General features: G+C 72.2%; 11 protein-coding genes. 8 read left to right on the top strand and 3 right to left on the bottom strand.

Annotated features, from left to right (window positions below; all coding sequences use genetic code 11):
- Positions 1 to 25: 25 nt before the first annotated feature.
- Complete coding sequence (ileS, locus tag BLW04_RS09150; RefSeq protein ID WP_254781205.1) at positions 26 to 3,217, bottom strand: isoleucine--tRNA ligase; 3,192 nt, start codon at positions 3,215 to 3,217, stop codon at positions 26 to 28.
- Between ileS and BLW04_RS27490 the strand changes: the two genes are divergently transcribed.
- Positions 3,188 to 4,009, top strand: coding sequence for an alpha/beta fold hydrolase (locus tag BLW04_RS27490; RefSeq protein WP_217630946.1), 822 nt, complete (start codon positions 3,188 to 3,190; stop codon positions 4,007 to 4,009). The two genes, ileS and BLW04_RS27490, sit on opposite strands and share 30 nt — an antisense overlap.
- 775 nt (positions 4,010 to 4,784) lie before the next feature.
- The gene (locus BLW04_RS09160; RefSeq protein WP_091538982.1) at positions 4,785 to 6,296 is read left to right on the top strand and encodes a potassium/proton antiporter; all 1,512 of its coding nucleotides are present in this window, start codon (positions 4,785 to 4,787) and stop codon (positions 6,294 to 6,296) included.
- Between the two features lie 152 nt (positions 6,297 to 6,448).
- Here the strand turns inward: BLW04_RS09160 and mqo are convergent, their stop codons facing one another.
- Entirely contained in the window at positions 6,449 to 7,930 is a 1,482-nt protein-coding gene (gene mqo / locus BLW04_RS09165) for a malate dehydrogenase (quinone) (protein WP_091538985.1), read from the bottom strand.
- A gap of 163 nt (positions 7,931 to 8,093) precedes the next feature.
- Here mqo and lspA point away from each other — a divergent pair, with 163 nt between their 5' ends.
- The 6 genes from lspA to BLW04_RS09195 all read left to right on the top strand — a co-directional run bounded on the left by lspA (position 8,094) and on the right by BLW04_RS09195 (position 15,494).
- Complete coding sequence (gene lspA, locus BLW04_RS09170) at positions 8,094 to 8,831, top strand: signal peptidase II (protein WP_254781206.1); 738 nt, start codon at positions 8,094 to 8,096, stop codon at positions 8,829 to 8,831.
- 37 nt (positions 8,832 to 8,868) lie between these two features.
- A complete protein-coding gene (locus BLW04_RS09175) occupies positions 8,869 to 9,831 on the top strand; it encodes an RluA family pseudouridine synthase (RefSeq protein WP_091538987.1) in 963 nt (320 codons plus the stop codon).
- A 4-nt stretch (positions 9,832 to 9,835) separates the two neighbouring features.
- Positions 9,836 to 10,636 carry a CPBP family intramembrane glutamic endopeptidase gene (locus BLW04_RS09180; protein ID WP_091538991.1) on the top strand — a complete coding sequence of 267 codons (801 nt, stop codon included), beginning with the start codon at positions 9,836 to 9,838 and terminating at the stop codon, positions 10,634 to 10,636.
- Between the two features lie 94 nt (positions 10,637 to 10,730).
- Positions 10,731 to 11,030 carry a GNAT family N-acetyltransferase gene (locus tag BLW04_RS09185; RefSeq protein ID WP_091538995.1) on the top strand — a complete coding sequence of 100 codons (300 nt, stop codon included), beginning with the start codon at positions 10,731 to 10,733 and terminating at the stop codon, positions 11,028 to 11,030.
- A 137-nt stretch (positions 11,031 to 11,167) separates the two neighbouring features.
- Positions 11,168 to 14,752 (top strand): DNA polymerase III subunit alpha, encoded by a 3,585-nt coding sequence (gene dnaE, locus BLW04_RS09190; protein WP_254781207.1) that lies wholly within the window; start codon positions 11,168 to 11,170, stop codon positions 14,750 to 14,752.
- A 61-nt stretch (positions 14,753 to 14,813) separates the two neighbouring features.
- Entirely contained in the window at positions 14,814 to 15,494 is a 681-nt protein-coding gene (locus BLW04_RS09195; RefSeq protein WP_305777655.1) for a DUF2567 domain-containing protein, read from the top strand.
- 18 nt (positions 15,495 to 15,512) lie between these two features.
- On the opposite strand, the gene BLW04_RS09200 is transcribed toward BLW04_RS09195, so the two are convergent.
- On the bottom strand, positions 15,513 to 16,370 hold the full coding sequence (locus BLW04_RS09200) for an LON peptidase substrate-binding domain-containing protein (RefSeq protein WP_091539004.1): 858 nt from the start codon (positions 16,368 to 16,370) through the stop codon (positions 15,513 to 15,515).
- Positions 16,371 to 16,415: the final 45 nt, after the last annotated feature.

Raw genomic sequence — 16,415 nt, forward strand, 5'->3', positions numbered from 1 at the left:
AGGGGACCCAGGAGGGGGTTCTTCCTCAGTCGCCGGCGCCGGCGCGGGCCACCCAGAACAGGGAGCCATGCGGCCCCTCGATCCCGGCGCCGTCGCCGGCCTGACCGGCGTGCACGGTGGTGGTCAGGACCTCACCCGCCAGCTGGTCGGCGCGCTCGCTGAGCGCCTGGGCCACCGCACCGTCGGCGGTCCACCACAGCTCGATCCGGTCGCTGACCGCCAGGCCCGCGTTCTTGCGGGCCTCCTGGACCAGCCGGACCACCTCGCGCATCAGGCCGGCACGCTCCAGCTCTGGGGTGAGCGTGAGGTCCAGCGCCACGGTCAGGCCACCGGCCGAGGCCACCGTCCAGCCCTCGCGCGGGGTCTCGGTGACCACCAGGTCGCCGTCCTCGAGCGGGACCGTTGCGCCGTCCACCTGCACGGTGGCGGCGCCGGCCCGGTAGGCGGCGACGAGGTCGGCGGCGTCGGCGGCGGCCACCGCGGCGGCGACAACCTGGACCTGCTTGCCCAGCCGGCGTCCGACGGCGCGGAAGTCGACCTTCGCCGACACGTCGACCAGCCCTCCGACCACCGCCGACAGCTCGGTCAGCTCGGCGACGTTGAGCTCGTCGGCGACCTCGGCGACCAGGTCCCGCGGGAGTTGCGCCCACCCGGGGGCGGCGACCAGGGCGCGGGCCAGCGGCTGCCGCGTGCGTGCTTTGGCGGCGGTGCGCGCCGAGCGGCCCAGCTCGACCAGCCGGCGGACCAGCGCCATCTGCTCGACCAGCGCGTCGTCCCGGGCCGCCGCGTCCACGGCGGGCCAGCTGGCCAGGTGCACGGAGTCGACGGCGTCGGCCGTCCCGGGTGACACCGCGGTGCTCCAGACCCGCTCGGTGACGAAGGGGGTGAAGGGGGCCATCAGCCGGGTGAGGCCGTCGAGCACCTCGTGCAGGGTGGCCATCGCTGCCGGGTCGCCGTCCCAGAACCGGCGCCGGCTGCGCCGGACGTACCAGTTGGACAGGTCGTCGACGAAGCCGGCGAGCAGCCGCCCGGCGGTCTGGGTGTCGAAGGACTCCAGCGCGTCGGTCACCCCGGCGGTCACCGAGGCGAGCTCGGCCAGCGCCCAACGGTCCAGCAGCGACCGGTCCGCGCGGGCGGGCGCCGGCGTGGACTGCGGGTCCCAGCCGTTGGTCTCGGCGTACAGGGTGAAGAAGCTGGCGGTGTTCCAGTAGGTGAGCAGCACCTTGCGGACCACCTCGGACAGCGTCTCGTGGCCGACCCGGCGGGCCGACCACGGTGAGCCGCCGGCCAGCATGAACCAGCGGACGGCGTCCGCGCCGTGCCGGTCCATCAGCGGGATCGGCTCGAGGATGTTGCCCAGGTGCTTGCTCATCTTCCGGCCGTCGTCGGCCAGGATGTGGCCCAGGCACAGCACGCTCTCGTAGGAGCTGCGCTCGAAGACCAGCGTGCCGATCGCCATCAGCGTGTAGAACCAGCCGCGGGTCTGGTCGATCGCCTCGGCGATGAACTGCGCCGGGTAGGCCGCCTGGAACTCGGCCTCGTTCTCGTGCGGCGCGCCCCACTGGGCGAACGGCATCGAGCCGGAGTCGTACCAGGCGTCGATGACCTGGCGGACCCGGCGGTAGGTGCCCTCCTCCCCGGGCACCGCGAAGGTGATCTCATCGATGAACGGCCGGTGCGGGTCCAGGCCGGCGAGGTCGGTGCCGGTCAGCTCCGACAGCTCGGCCAGCGACCCGACCACCACCATCCGGCTCGGGTCGGCGTCGTTGCGCCAGATCGGCAGCGGCGTGCCCCAGTAGCGATCCCGGGACAGCGCCCAGTCGACGTTGTTGCGCAGCCAGTCGCCGTACCGGCCCCACTGGACGTTCTCCGGGTGCCAGGAGGTCTTCTCGTTCTCGGCGAGCAGCTGGTCCTTGATCGCGCTGGTGCGGATGTACCAGGAGGGCTGCGCGTAGTACATCAGCGGCGTGTGGCAGCGCCAGCAGTGCGGATAGCTGTGCTCGTAGCGCAGCTCGCGGTACAGCACCCCGCGCTCGGCGAGGTCGGCGACCAGCCGGGAGTCGGCGGACTTGAAGAAGTGGCCGCCGACCAGCGGCACCTCGGGCAGGAAGTGGCCGCTGGCGTCGATCGGGTTGACCACCGGCAGGCCGTATCCGCGGCACACGGCGAGATCGTCGGCGCCGAAGGCGGGGGACTGGTGTACCAGGCCGGTGCCGTCCGCCGTGGTCACGTAGTCGGCGAGGACGACGTAGTGCGCGTCGGTCGGCTGTCCGGACTCGTCGGTGGGGAACTCCACGAGCTCGAAGGGGCGCTGGTAGTGCACGAACTCCCAGTCCCGGCCGGAGGTGCGCGCCAGCACCTCCACGTCGGCGTCCCCGAACACCGCGCCGACCAGCGGCTCGGCGACGACCAGGATGTCCTCGCCGGACCGCACGACGGAGTAGGTGACCTCGGGGTTGACCGCGACGGCGGTGTTGGACGGCAGGGTCCAGGGGGTCGTCGTCCAGACCAGCAGGTCGGCCCGGCCGGCCCACTCGCCGCTGGTGACCGGTAGCCGGACGTACACTGACGGGTCGGTGATCGACTCGTAGCCCTGGGCGACCTCGTGGTCGGACAGACCCGTGCCGCACCGCGGGCAGTAGGGCGCCACCCGGTGGTCCTCGACCAGCAGCCCCTTGTCGAAGACCTGCTTGAGGGACCACCAGACGCTCTGGATGTAGCTGGAGTCCATGGTCCGGTACGCGGTCGACATGTCGACCCAGTAGCCCATCCGGTCGGTCAGCTCGGCGAAGGCGTCGACGTGCCGCTCCACCGACTCCCGGCACTTGGCGTTGAACTCGGCGATGCCGAACCGCTCGATGTCGGGCTTGCCGGCGAAGCCGAGCTCCTGCTCCACGGCGATCTCCACCGGCAGGCCGTGGCAGTCCCAGCCGGCCCGGCGGGGCACGTGCCAGCCCTGCATCGTCTTGAACCGGGGAAAGACGTCCTTGAAGGCACGGGCCTCGATGTGGTGGGTGCCCGGCCGGCCGTTGGCGGTCGGCGGCCCCTCGTAGAAGACCCACTGCGGCTTGTCGGCCGAGCCCTCGAGCGTGCGGGCGAAGACCTTGCCGGCCTCCCACTGCTCGAGGACCTCGTGCTCGAGGGCAGGGAGGTCGACCTGCGGGGGGAGTGCCCGGAACGGGCTCTGGTGTTCGGGCTGTGCGGCGGGGCTGCTCACGAGGTCCATCATCCCAGCCGCCGACAAGCGCGCGGTCGCCCGGATCACCTGCCCTGTGGAGGGCGCCTGTGCCGGAACCCTCACCGGGCGGGCTCACAGGTCGCTGTTGCGGCTAGCGTGGTGAGCGTGGTGAGCGTGCCCGGATCTATCACGCGCGGAACGCTCGCCCTCGCTACCTGCCTGACCCTCGCCAGCTGCGGAGGCTCTGGCCAGCCTGCTGACAGCTCGTCGCAGGACGGCGGCTCATCGGGCAGCACGATCACGATCAACGGCAATGACGCGCTGACGTGGGGCGACGGGGCGTACGGTGTCGTGCTGGCTCATGGCGCGGCGTTCGACGCGGCCAGCTGGGCGCAGCAGGCGACCGCGATCGCCGAACAGGGAGCGACGGTGATCGCGGTTGAGGACGTCAGCCCCGCGGCGATCCGGGACGCGGTCGAGCATCTTCGGGACGCCGGGATCAGCGAGGTCGCCCTGGTCGGCGGCAGCGCCGGCGCCGACGCCATCCTCGACCTCGCGAGCCGGGAGCCGGACCTCCCCGATCAGCTGATCCTCCTGTCGCCGAACGGGACGGTCGAGGGACTGGGCGAGGAACCCAAGCTCTTCATCGCCAGCGAGGACGAGGCGGTCGCCGATGTGTCCAGCGAGCTGGCCGAGTCTGCCCCGGGCGACGAGAACGAGGCGAAGATCCTGCCCGGTTCGGCTCATGCCCAGAACATCTTCGACACCGACCAGGCGGAGCCGGTCCTGGACGCGATACTCGAGCGGCTGGAGCGCTTCGCGGCACAGTGAATTCGCGGCACCCGTGAAAGAGCCTTCCGGGGCGGGCCAGCACCCCGCTGACCTACGGCGTTCCGGCGAGCCGTCAGGCTACTGGTACATGCCTGGCCGACTATGGCAGCTGAGCGAGGAAGGGATCAACCACGCCGCGGAACGACTCGGGTCGCTCGACCCACGGATGGTGGCCGCAGTGCTCGATCACCGCAGTGCTCGATCACCGCAGTGCTCGATCACCGCAGTGCTCGATCACCGCAGTGCTCGATCACCGCGGCGCGACCGTGGGGGAACGAATCGCTGCGGCGAGGACAGGGCAAGGTCGGTGCTCGCGTCCTGCGCGCCGGCGACGCCAGCGTCGGTGCAAGCATCCGGTCCAGCTGATCTGTCAGGTCATCGGGTGGCTGAGAGACCAACACTGCGGCTGGCTCGCCGTTTGCGGGTGATGTCCACGTGCTCGTGGGTGGTGGCGATGGCGGATACGAGTTCGGACAGCCGCGCCTTGGCGGCCGTGACGTTCACCCTCTGCGACCCGGTTCGAATTCCAGTCCGGTGGGGCGCGGCAATCGGTTGGTGACTCTGTTCGTGCACGTTCGTCATGGTTCCCGCGGCGGAACCGTTGGGTGCCCGGTGTGGCAGGTGATCGAGGCCTGCCCGACCACCAGCGGGCTGGGACAAGATCGTTGTTCGCCGTCAGACTCGGACGCGGAGGTGGCCTGCTCATCGTCGTCACCGGACAGGTCCCTCCCGGATATGTCCTGCTACGGGAGACTGCCCCCATGAGGGGGCGCGGGTGAACACGACGGTCACCGTGGCACTGGCCGTCGGATCCCTCGTCGTCCTCGTTGCGGCGGTCGCGCTGCGGGTGGCCGACCGGATCGGACTGCCGTCGCTGCTGCTCTACCTGGCTCTCGGCGTCGGCCTCGGCGAGGCCGGGCTCGGCGTCCAGTTCGAGGACGTCGAACTCACCCAGACCCTCGGTGTCGCTGCGCTCGTGGTCATCCTGGCCGAGGGCGGGCTCACCGCCCGCTGGAACGACGTGCGCCGGGCGATCGGCCCGGGGATCGCGCTGGCCACCGTCGGCGTCGTGGTCAGCGTGGCCGTGGTGGCCGCGGTCGCGGTGTGGCTGCTGGACTTCTCCTGGGCGTTCGCGCTGCTGCTGGGCGCCGTGGTCACCTCCACCGACGCGGCCGCCGTGTTCGCCAGCCTGCGCCGGTTGCCGCTGCCCCGGCGGATGGCCGCGGCGCTGGAGGTGGAGTCGGGGCTCAACGACGCCCCGGTCATCCTGCTGGTCCTGGTGCTCTCCGACCGGTTGACCGGCGGGGAGACCCATCCCTGGTACGTCGTGCTGGCCGAGGTGGTCGGCGAGCTGGCCGGGGGCGCGGCCATCGGCGTCGCACTGGGCTTCGGCGGCGCCTGGCTGCTGCGCCGTACGGCGCTGCCGCTGGTCGGCTTCTACCCGCTGGCCACCCTGGCGCTGTGCGTGCTGGCGTTCTCCTCGGCCTCGCTGGCCCACACGTCGGGGTTCGTGGCGGTCTACCTGTGCGGGCTGGTGCTCGGGAACTCGGCGCTGCCGCACCGGGCCGGCACCATCGGGTTCGCCGAGGGGATGGCGTCGCTGGCCCAGATCGGGCTGTTCGTGCTGCTCGGGCTGCTGGTGTCGCCGTCCCGGCTGAGCGAGGCGCTGCTGCCGGCGTTGCTGATCGGCGGGGCGCTGCTGCTGCTCGCCCGGCCGCTGTCGGTGCTGGCCAGCCTGGTGTGGTTCCGGATGCCGCTGTCCCAGCAGGCCTTCATCGCCTGGGCAGGACTGCGCGGCGCGGTGCCGATCGTGCTGGCGACCTTCCCGGTCGCCGCGCAGGTCCACGGGGCCACCCGGGTCTTCGACACCGTGTTCGTGCTCGTCGTCGTCTTCACGGTCGTGCAGGGCTGGTCGCTGCCGGCGGTGGCCCGGCTGCTCCGGATCGCCACGCCGGTCACGCCCCGGGACATCGACGTGGAATCCGCGCCGCTGGACGAGCTGGGCGCGGAGCTGATGCAGCTGCGGGTGCCGGAGACCTCCCGGCTGCACGGCGTCTACCTGCCCGAGCTCCGGCTGCCGGAGGACGCCGCCGTGGTGCTCGTCGTCCGGGCCGGCCGGCCGTTCGTGCCCGACGAGAACACCCGACTGATGCGCGGGGACCAGGCACTGCTCGTGACAGCACGGGCCTCGCGCGCCGAGGCCGAGCGCCGGCTGCGGGCGGTCAGCCGGGCCGGCCGGCTGGCCACCTGGCGGGGCGAGACGGGGCGCGCGACCGAAGTGGATTGAGCAAGTGCACTGACCACGCGGTCCGGACGACCGCTGTGGCCTGCCGGCGCGGGGGCCGGAGGTTTCCCGCTGGCCGGGCTCGCAGCAGCTCAGCGCAGCTGGGGAACGGCTGCTGGCCGCGGTGTCGTCCGGAGGACGACGAGGTGCTCAGCTCAGCCGTTGAGCTCCAGCGTGCGCATCGTCTCCTCGCGGACGTCGGCCAGCAGCACGGGCTCGGTGGAGAGCTTGTGTCCGTAGGAGGGGATGGCCTCCTGGATCAGCGGGCGCCAGGTGTCCACCCGGTCGGGGAAGCAGCGCTCGAGCAGGTTGAGCATGGCCGCGACGGCGGTGGAGGCGCCGGGGGAGGCGCCCAGCAGGCCGGCGATCGAGCCCTCGCCGCCCACGACGAGCTCGGTGCCGAACTGGAGCACGCCATGGCCGGCCGGGTCCTTCTTGATGACCTGCACGCGCTGCCCGGCGGTGATGAGTTCCCAGTCGCGCTGCTCGGCCAGCGGCACGAAGTCGGTCAGCGAGGCGTGCCGCGCCTTGCGGGACTGCAGCACCTGGCCGATCAGGTACCTGGTCAGCGGAATGTTGTCCCGGCCGACCCCCAGCATCGAGCCGAGGTTGTTCGGCCGCACGGACTTGGGCAGGTCCCAGAACGAGCCGGCCTTGAGGAATCTGGGGGAGAAACCGGCATAGGGGCCGAAGAGCAGCGACTGGTCGTTGTCGATGTTGCGCAGGTCCAGGTGCGGCACCGACATGGGCGGCGCGCCGACCGCAGCCTGGCCGTAGACCTTGGCCTGGTGGCGGGTGACCAGCTCCGGCGAGCGGGTGCGCAGGAACTGACCGCTGACCGGGAACCCGCCGAAGCCGCGGATCTCGCGGATGCCGGACCGCTGCAGCAGCGGCAGCGCGCCGCCGCCGGCGCCGACGAAGACGAAGCGGGTGCGGACGGTGCGGCGCTCGTCGGTGCGGGTGTCGCGGGCGGTGACCGTCCAGCGGCCGTCGCGCTCGCGCCGTAGGTCCTCGACCCGGTGGTCGGTGTGCACGTGGACCCCGCGGGCGATGGCCTGGTCGAACAGCAGCCGGGTGAGAGCGCCGAAGTCGACGTCGGTGCCGGCGACCGAGCGGGTCGCCGCGGCGATCTGGGCGGGGTCGCGGCCCGCCATCATCAGCGGGATCCAGGAGTTCAGCTCCGCGGTGTCCTCGGTGTACTCCAGCCCGGCGAACAGCGGCTGGGCGGCGAGTGCCTCGTGGCGGGCGCGCATGTAGCTGCGGCCGGCCCCCCCGGTGACGAAGCTGACGTGCGGCACGGAGGTGATGAAGTCCTTGGGCGAGCCGGTCAGCCCGGCGTGCACGAGGGAGGACCAGAACTGCCGGGACAGCTGGAACTGCTCGTTGATCGTGACGGCCTTCGTGGTATCCACCCGGCCGTTGGGGCTGGCCGGCGTGTAGTTCAGCTCGCACAGGGCCGAGTGGCCGGTGCCGGCGTTGTTCCACGGGTCGGAGCTCTCCCCGGCCACCAGCGGCCCGGACTCGAAGACCGTGACGGTCCAGTCGGGGGCCACGACACCGAGCAGTGCGCTCAGGGTGGCGCTCATGATGCCGCCACCGACCAGCACTACGTCGGGGTTCGCGGAATCCTCGGTCACGATCTGCCTCCAAGCTCAGGACGTCTCGTCCCCATCGTCGTCCGAGCGTCGGGTCCCGATGCCCCAGAACGATGTGATGAGGGCCTCCCGGCCGCATGAGATGTGTCACACGATCGGCCCGGCCGACCACTGACCTGCGGTTCCGCAGGCCCACCGGTCGCCGGTGCAGTGCCTACCCAGCTCGGCGGTCGCTGACCCCTGCCCGTTCCCCGGGGCGCGTCCCCGGTGCGTTCCGGGCTGCGCCGCAGGACGGCGCGGCTATCGTCCTCGGCGACGTGGCGGTAGGCGCCGCGAGTTCGGAGGGGCGACGCTGTCCGACCAGCCCGAGCCACCGACCCCGTCGCCGGCTCCCGCCACCGGCCCCGCGCGGCGCCCGCGCACGCGGCTGCTGCTCGGCATCGCCGCCGCCGTCCTGGCTGTCGACCTGGTCAGCAAGCTGGTCGTGGTCGCCACCATCGACCGGGGTGACAACCTCCGGCTGCTCGGGGGACTGGTCTACCTCACCTACACCCGCAACACCGGCGCGGCGTTCAGCTTCGCCCAGGGCTTCACCATCGTCTTCACCCTGGTCGCGGTCGTCGTGGCCGTGGTCATCGTGCGCACCGCTCGGCGGCTGTTCTCCGTCGGGTGGGCGGTGGCGCTGGGGCTGGTCCTCGGCGGCGCCCTGGGAAATCTGGTCGACCGGGTGTTCCGGTCCCCGGGCTTCCTGCGCGGCGGCGTCGTGGACTTCATCTCCGTCTTCGGGCCCAACGGCGAGAAGTATCCGATCTTCAACCTCGCCGACTCCGCCATCGTCTGCGGCGGCGTGCTCGGCGCCCTCCTCGCCTTCCGCGGCATCGAGTTCGACGGCAGCCGCGGCCGCACGGACGACGGGCCCCGGGACGACGCCGTACCCGTCTGAGCCTGCCTCGGCCAGGGTGTCGGGGGGTGCGGTCACAATGGGCCCCGTGACCAGCAGCCTCAGCCCGGGGACCCCCGGTGAGCACCGCGCGTTGCCGGTGCCCGACGGTCTCGAGGGCCAGCGGGTCGACCAGGCGCTGTCCCGGCTGTTCGGGCTGACCCGGACCGTCGCGGCCGAGCTCGCCGATGCCGGGCTCGTGGTCGTCGACGGCCGCGCCCGCGGCAAGGGTGACCGGCTGTCCGGCGGCAGCTGGCTGGAGGTCGAGCTGCCCGCGTCTCCGGGGGAGCCCGCCGTCCCGGAGCCGGTGGCCGGGATGCACGTGGTCCACGACGACGACGACATCGTCGTGGTCGACAAGCCCGTGGGCGTGGCCGCGCACGGCAGCCCCGGCTGGAATGGCCCGACCGTCGTCGGCGGCCTGGCCGCGGCCGGCTACCGCATCTCCACCAGTGGCGCGGCCGAGCGCCAGGGCGTCGTCCACCGGCTGGACGCCGCGACCACCGGCCTGATGGTGGTGGCCAAGAGCGAGCGCGCCTACACGGTGCTCAAGGCCGCGTTCAAGGAGCGCACGGTCGACAAGGGTTACCACGCACTGGTGCAGGGCCACCCCGACCCCTCGAAGGGCACGATCGACGCCCCGATCGACCGGCACCCCAAGCACGACTGGCGCTTCGCCGTGGTCACCGGCGGCCGTCCCTCGGTGACCCACTACGAGGTGATCGAGGCCTTCCCGGCGGCCAGCCTGGTCGACGTCCACCTGGAGACCGGGCGCACCCACCAGATCCGCGTGCACTTCTCCGCGCTGCGCCACCCCTGCGTCGGCGACATGACCTACGGCGCCGACCCCACACTGGCCGCCCGCCTCGGGGTCACCCGGCAGTGGCTGCACGCCGTTCGGCTCGGCTTCGCCCACCCGGCCGACGGCCACTGGGTGGAGTTCACCAGCGAGTACCCGGTCGATCTGGCCGGCGCGCTGGCCGTGCTGCGCGCCGAGAACTGAGCCCATGACCGCGCTGGCGGAGGGCCTGGGCGGGTCGTTGCCGCAGTCGCTCGCCGACTGGGGGCCCGCGCAGCTCGCCGCGGTGGTCATCGCCGGCTACCTGGTTGTCGGGGAGCCGTTCGTCGGCCACGTCCTGCACCGGCGGTTCGAGGGCCGGCTGAAGGTCGACCCGGCCGCCCGCCAGTCGCTCTACCGCCGCCTGCTCGTGCTGGAGTGGGGCCTGGCGGTCGTGGCCCTGGTGGTGTGGCTGTCCGCGCCGGACGTCGGCGCGCCGCAGGTCGGCCTGGCCTGGCCGCGCCAGTGGCCCGGTCCCGTGACGCTGGCGGTCTGCCTCGCCCTGCTGGTGCTCGTCGTCCTGTCCACCCGTACGTTGCGCTCGGGCGCGCTGGCCGGACCCCCGCCCCCGGCCCGGCCGGGGGAGGGACGGCACGCCGAGCCCCCCGGGCACACGACCCTCGCCCTGCTGCCGCGCACCGGCCTGGAGCGCCGGCTGTTCGCCGTCGTGGGCGTGACGGCGGGGGTGTGCGAGGAGTGGCTCTACCGCGGCTTCTTCCTGGCCGTGGTGGCCGCGCTCGCCCCCGGGCTGCCCGGCGCCCTCCTGGTCCTGGTCGCCGCGGCGGGGTTCGGGCTGGCGCACGCCTACCAGGGCCCGGGTGGCGTCCTGACCACCGGCGTGCTCGGCGGAGTGCTCGCCGCGGTGTACCTGCAGAGCGGGTCGCTGCTGCTACCGGTGCTGCTGCACGTGCTCATCGACCTGCGCTTCCTGATCGTGCCGGCCTCCTCGCTGCCGGCGGCGGCCCGATGACCGCGCCGCGCGGCGTGCTCGCCACCGCCGACGGCCGGCCCGAGGTGGCCGAGCTGCGCCACCGGGCGGGCCGGGGCGGGCGCTGATCGGCCGGATGGCCGCCGAGGCCGCGGTCCGCGGCCGGGGGCACGGCGCCGCAGTGCGCGCTGCGCTGCACCGCGCCGCGGTCGACGCAGGGCAGCGCAGCGTTGAACTGCACGCCCGGGTGGCCGCCCGCCGGCTCTACGAGCGGGCCGGCTACACGGCGGTCGGCGGCGAGTACGAGGAGGCCGGGATCACCCACATGACGATGGTCCGCGCGCTGGGCGCCGGGGACTCCGGTGCGGGCCCCGCGACGGATGTGACGGATCGGTCCGCGGTGGCGGAGACACGTCGTGTCAGACCCTCGGAGTAGGACCTCCGTAGTGCGAGGATCGAGTCCGGTCCCCGCACTGCACCGAACGGCCTTCCCCGCCGGTCCGCAGGAGCGACTCGTCCCACCCCGGTCGGGAGGGTGGGCGACAGCACGACCCGTGAGGAGCACACCGCACCGTGAGCAGCAGCACCCCGTCGTCAGGGTCATCGTCGGAGAACTTCGTGCACCTGCACGTGCACACCGAGTACTCGATGCTCGACGGGGCGGCCAAGCTCGGTGAGGTGACGAAGGCCGCGGCGGACCAGGGGATGCCGGCGCTGGCGATGACCGACCACGGCAACGTGTTCGGCGCCTACGACTTCTACAAGAATGCCAAGGCCGCCGGCATCAAGCCGATCATCGGCATGGAGGGCTACTACACGCCCGGCTCCCGGTTCGACCGCGCCCCGTTCGAGTTCGGCGACAAGCTGATCGACGAGGAGGGCGACGGCGGGTCCAACCGCGGCAAGGCCGCCTACACGCACATGACCCTGCTGGCCAGGACCACCGAGGGCATGCACAACCTGTTCCGGCTCTCTTCGCTGGCCAGCCTGGAGGGGCAGTACCGCAAGCCGCGCTTCGACCGTGATCTGCTGGAGAAGTACGGCAAGGGCCTGATCGCCACCACCGGGTGCCCGTCCGGCGAGGTGAACATGTGGCTGCGCGCCGGCAAGGTCGAGCGGGCCCGCCAGGCCGCCGCGGACTTCCAGGACATCTTCGGCCGGGAGAACTTCTACGCCGAGATCATGGACCACGGGCTGTCCATCGAGAAGAAGACCAAGCCCGCGCTGCTGGAGATCGCGCGCGACCTCGGCATCCCGCTGCTGGGCACCAACGACCTGCACTACACCCACCGCGAGGACGCCGAGGCCCACGACGCCCTGCTGTGCATCCAGACCGGCTCCCGGCTCAACGAGACCAACCGCTTCAAGTTCAACGGTGACGGCTACTACCTGAAGTCCGCCGCCGAGATGCGCGCGCTGTTCGCCGAGCACCCCGAGGCCTGCGACAACACACTGCTGATCGCCGAGCAGTGCGAGATCGCCTTCACCGAGGGCGCGGACCTGATGCCCCGCTTCCCGCTGCCGGAGGGGGAGGACGAGACCTCCTGGTTCATCAAGGAGGTCGAGCGCGGGCTGCACCGGCGGTGGCCTGGCGGCATCCCCGACCACGTGCGCAAGCAGGCCGACTACGAGGTCGGGATCATCGTCCAGATGGACTTCCCGGGGTACTTCCTCGTGGTCGCCGACTTCATCAACTGGGCCAAGGACCAGGGCATCCGGGTCGGCCCCGGCCGTGGCTCGGCGGCGGGCTCGCTGGCCGCCTACGCGATAGGCATCACCGACCTCGACCCGCTGGCGCACGGGCTGATCTTCGAGCGTTTCCTCAACCCCGAGCGCGTCTCCATGCCCGACGTTGACATCGACTTCGACGACCGGCGCCGCGGTGAGGTGATCCGCTACGTCTCGGACAAGTACGGCGAGGAGCGGGTCAGCCAGATCGTCACCTACGGCACGATCAAGGCCAAGGCCGCGATCAAGGACGCCGCACGTGTCCTGGACCGGCCGTACTCGGTGGGCGACGAGCTGACCAAGCTGATGCCGCCGGGTGTGATGGGCAAGGACATCCCGCTGTCTGGGATCTTCGACCCCAAGCACGAGCGGTACAAGGAGGCCACCGAGTTCCGGGCCCGCTACGAGTCCGACCCCGGCGCCGCCGAGGTCATCGACCAGGCCCGCAAGCTCGAGGGGCTGAAGCGGCAGTGGGGCGTGCACGCGGCCGGGGTGATCATCGGCCGCTTCCCGCTGATCGACAGCGTGCCGATCATGCGCCGCGAGGCCGACGGCGCGGTGATCACGCAGTTCGACTACCCGACCTGCGAGACGCTCGGCCTGCTGAAGATGGACTTCCTGGGCCTGCGCAACCTCACCGTGATCGACGACGCGCTGCGCAACATCGTGATCAACGGCAAGGCGGCGATCGACCTCGACGAGCTCAGCAAGGACCTCACCGACCCGGCCACGTACGACCTGCTGGCCCGCGGGGAGACTCTCGGGGTCTTCCAGTTCGACGGCGGCCCGATGCGGTCGCTGCTGCGGCTGATGCGGCCGGACAACTTCGAGGACATCTCCGCCGTCGGCGCGCTGTACCGGCCGGGGCCGATGGGCGCGAACTCGCACACCAACTACGCGTTGCGCAAGAACGGCCAGCAGGAAATCACCCCGATCCACCCGGAGCTGGCCGAGGCGCTGGAGGAGATCCTCGGCCAGACCTACGGCCTGATCGTCTACCAGGAGCAGGTCATGGCCATCGCGCAGAAGGTCGCCGGGTACTCCCTCGGCAAGGCCGACCTGCTGCGCCGGGCCATGGGCAAGAAGAAGAAGTCGGTCCTGGACGCCGAGTACGTCGGGTTCGAGGCCGGCATGAAGGAGAACGGGTTCTCCGCCGCTGCGGTCAAAACACTGTGGGACATCCTGGTGCCCTTCGCCGACTACGCCTTCAACAAGGCGCACTCGGCGGCGTACGGCCTGATCTCGTACTGGACGGCCTACCTCAAGGCGAACTACCCGGCCGAGTACATGGCCGCCCTGCTGACCAGCGTGGGCGACGACAAGGACAAGCGGCCGATCTACCTGGCCGAGTGCCGCCGGATGGGCATCAAGGTGCTCCCGCCCGACGTCAACGAGTCCTCGGCCGACTTCACCGCCGTCGGCACCGACATCCGTTTCGGGCTGGCCTCGGTGCGCAACGTCGGCCACAACGTGGTCGATGCCATCGCCCGGGCCCGGGACCAGAAGGGCGCCTTCACCGGGTTCGCCGACTTCCTGCGCAAGATCGACGTGGTGGCCTGCAACAAGAAGGTCATCGAGTCCCTGGCCAAGGCCGGCGCGTTCGACTCCCTCGGCCACTCCCGGCAGGGCATCGCCGCCATCCACGCCAACGCGGTCGACCAGGCGATGGGCCTCAAGCGCAAGGAGGCCGAGGGACAGTTCGACCTGTTCGGCGGCTTCGGCGCCGGGGGGGACGACGACGGCCCCGACCCGTTCGGCTCTTCGTTGGACATCGCGATCCCCACCGCGGATTGGTCGAAGTCGGAGAAGCTGGTGTTCGAGCGCGACATGCTCGGCCTGTACGTCTCCGACCATCCGCTGCACGGCGTCGAGCACGTGCTCACCTCGCACGCCGACACAGCGCTGGCCGAGATCATCGCCGGCGGCGTCGAGGACGGCGCCAACGTGACGGTGGCCGGCATCCTCACCGCCGTCGGGCCGCGCACCAACAAGCAGGGCGCGCCGTGGGCCATCGCCACGATCGAGGACCTCGAGGCCGGCCTGGAGGTGCTGTTCTTCCCCAAGACCTGGGCCCAGGTGTCGGACAAGGTGGTCCGCGACCAGATCGTCGTGGTCAAGGGGCGGGTCAGCCGGCGCGACGACACCCCGTCGCTGTTCGCCTCCGAGGTCTCGATCCCCGAGCTCACCGAGGGCCCGCGCGGCCCGGTGCTGGTGTCCATGCCGGCCGCCCGCTGCACCCCGCCGGTGGTCGAACGGCTGCGCGAGGTGCTGGGCAGCCACCCGGGCACCACCGAGGTGCAGCTCAAGCTGCTCAACGGCGGCCGGGAGACCGTGCTGCGGCTGGACCAGGGGCTGCGGGTGCGTCCGAGCACCGCGCTGATGGGTGACATCAAGGCGCTGCTGGGGCCGACCAGCGTCGCCCTGCTGTGACCCCCGGGCGGCCGCGCGCCGGCTGCACAGCCCGACGGGTGACACTGCACTGGTGAGCGAGATGGGAGAGCAGCAGACCGGGGCGTCCGGGGCCGGGGCGTCCGGGGCCGGGGCGTACGGGGCCGGGGCGCACGCGGCCGGGGAGTCCGGGCAGTCTCCGGCTGCCCGGCCGGTGCGTTGGGGCGGACTGCAGGGTGCCCGCGCGGACCTGCGCAGCGGCCTGCTCACCGTGCTCGCCCTTGCGCTGGCCGGGCTGCCCGCCGGCCTGGTGTGGAGGTGGCTGGCGCCCCGTGCCGCGTTCCGGGTCACCGCCGGCGGTGTGGAACCGATCGGGGTGGCGCCCTCCCCGGAGCTGTTCATGGCCGACGACGGCGTCTACGTGCTGGTGCTCGCCACGCTGGGCCTGCTGGCCGGGCTTGCGGTCTGGCTGCTGCGCCGGCACCGCGGCGTGGTCGTGCTGGCGGCGCTGGCCGCGGGGATGATCGCAGCCGCGCTGGTCGCCTGGCAGCTGGGGCAGCTCGTCGCCGCGAGCCCCACCGACACCGAGCTGGCCGAGGTCGGCGGCACCGTCACCACCGGCCTGCGACTCGGCGCGGTCGCGGCGGTCGCGGTCGGCCCGTTCGTCGCGGTCCTCACCTACCTGGTGGCCACCACGCTGACCTCCCGGGACGACCTCGGGCGCGACGACGTGGTCAGCCAGCCCGCCGCGGTACCTGCCGCGGAGGAGCAGCCCGCGCGCTGAGCGCTCAGTTCGCCGTCATCAATTCACGGTCATAGGGGTGGCGAACTGGCGCAGCGGTACCGGGACCGCTCCGACCGCGCGCAGCAGGGTCAGCTCCCGGCGCAGCAACCGCGACTCCATGGTCAGCCGGCGCCGGGTCGCGGACTCGGCCAGCAGCGCCTGACGGTCCTCGGCGGTGAGCAGAGCGGCCGAGGCGACCAGGTAGGACAACCCCCGGGCGTCGTCGGTCACCTCGCGGTGCAGCTCGGCCATCACGTCAGGTTCGCCGCCGCCGGCAGGGTCCGGGTCGTCGATGTCCGCAGTCTCGCCGATCTGCCGGCGGGTCACCTCGGCGACGTACTGGGCGAACAGGTCGCGCACGTTGCCGGTCAGGACCCCGAGCGAGCCGCGGGCCACTGAGCTCGCCACCTCGTCGGGCATCCCATCAGCGCCGACCAGGCCCTCGGCGTCGCCGGCGGCCTCCTCGGCGGCCTCCTCCTCGTGCAGCCACTCGACCTCGGCGCGCAGGTAGGGCGGGTCGGCCGGGTCGTCACCGGGCACGAGCACGTCGAGCAGCCGGAAGCGGTCGGTCCCTACGGCGACCACCTGGTAGCCGCCGTCGGCCTGCGCGGCGACCGCGCCCACGACGGCGGTGCAGCCCACGTCGTACAGCGCCTCGGCGGGGGCGACCCGCTCGACCTCCCAGCCCTGCCGGATCGACACCACGCCGAAGCGGCGCAGCTCGCTGTCGGCGGGCAGCGCGGTCAGCTCGGCCATCAGCCGCCGGTAGCGCGGCTCGAAGACGTTCAGCGGCAGGACGACGCCGGGGAAGAGCGGGGTTTCCAGCGGGAACAGCGGGATGACCTCGGTGCTGCCCTGCCGTGCCCGGTCGTCCACGCCGGGGAGCCTACGGGCCGCGCACCCGGACCCAGAGCCGTCGGG

The sequence above is a fragment of the Modestobacter sp. DSM 44400 genome (assembly GCF_900107175.1).
Lineage (GTDB): Bacteria > Actinomycetota > Actinomycetes > Mycobacteriales > Geodermatophilaceae > Modestobacter.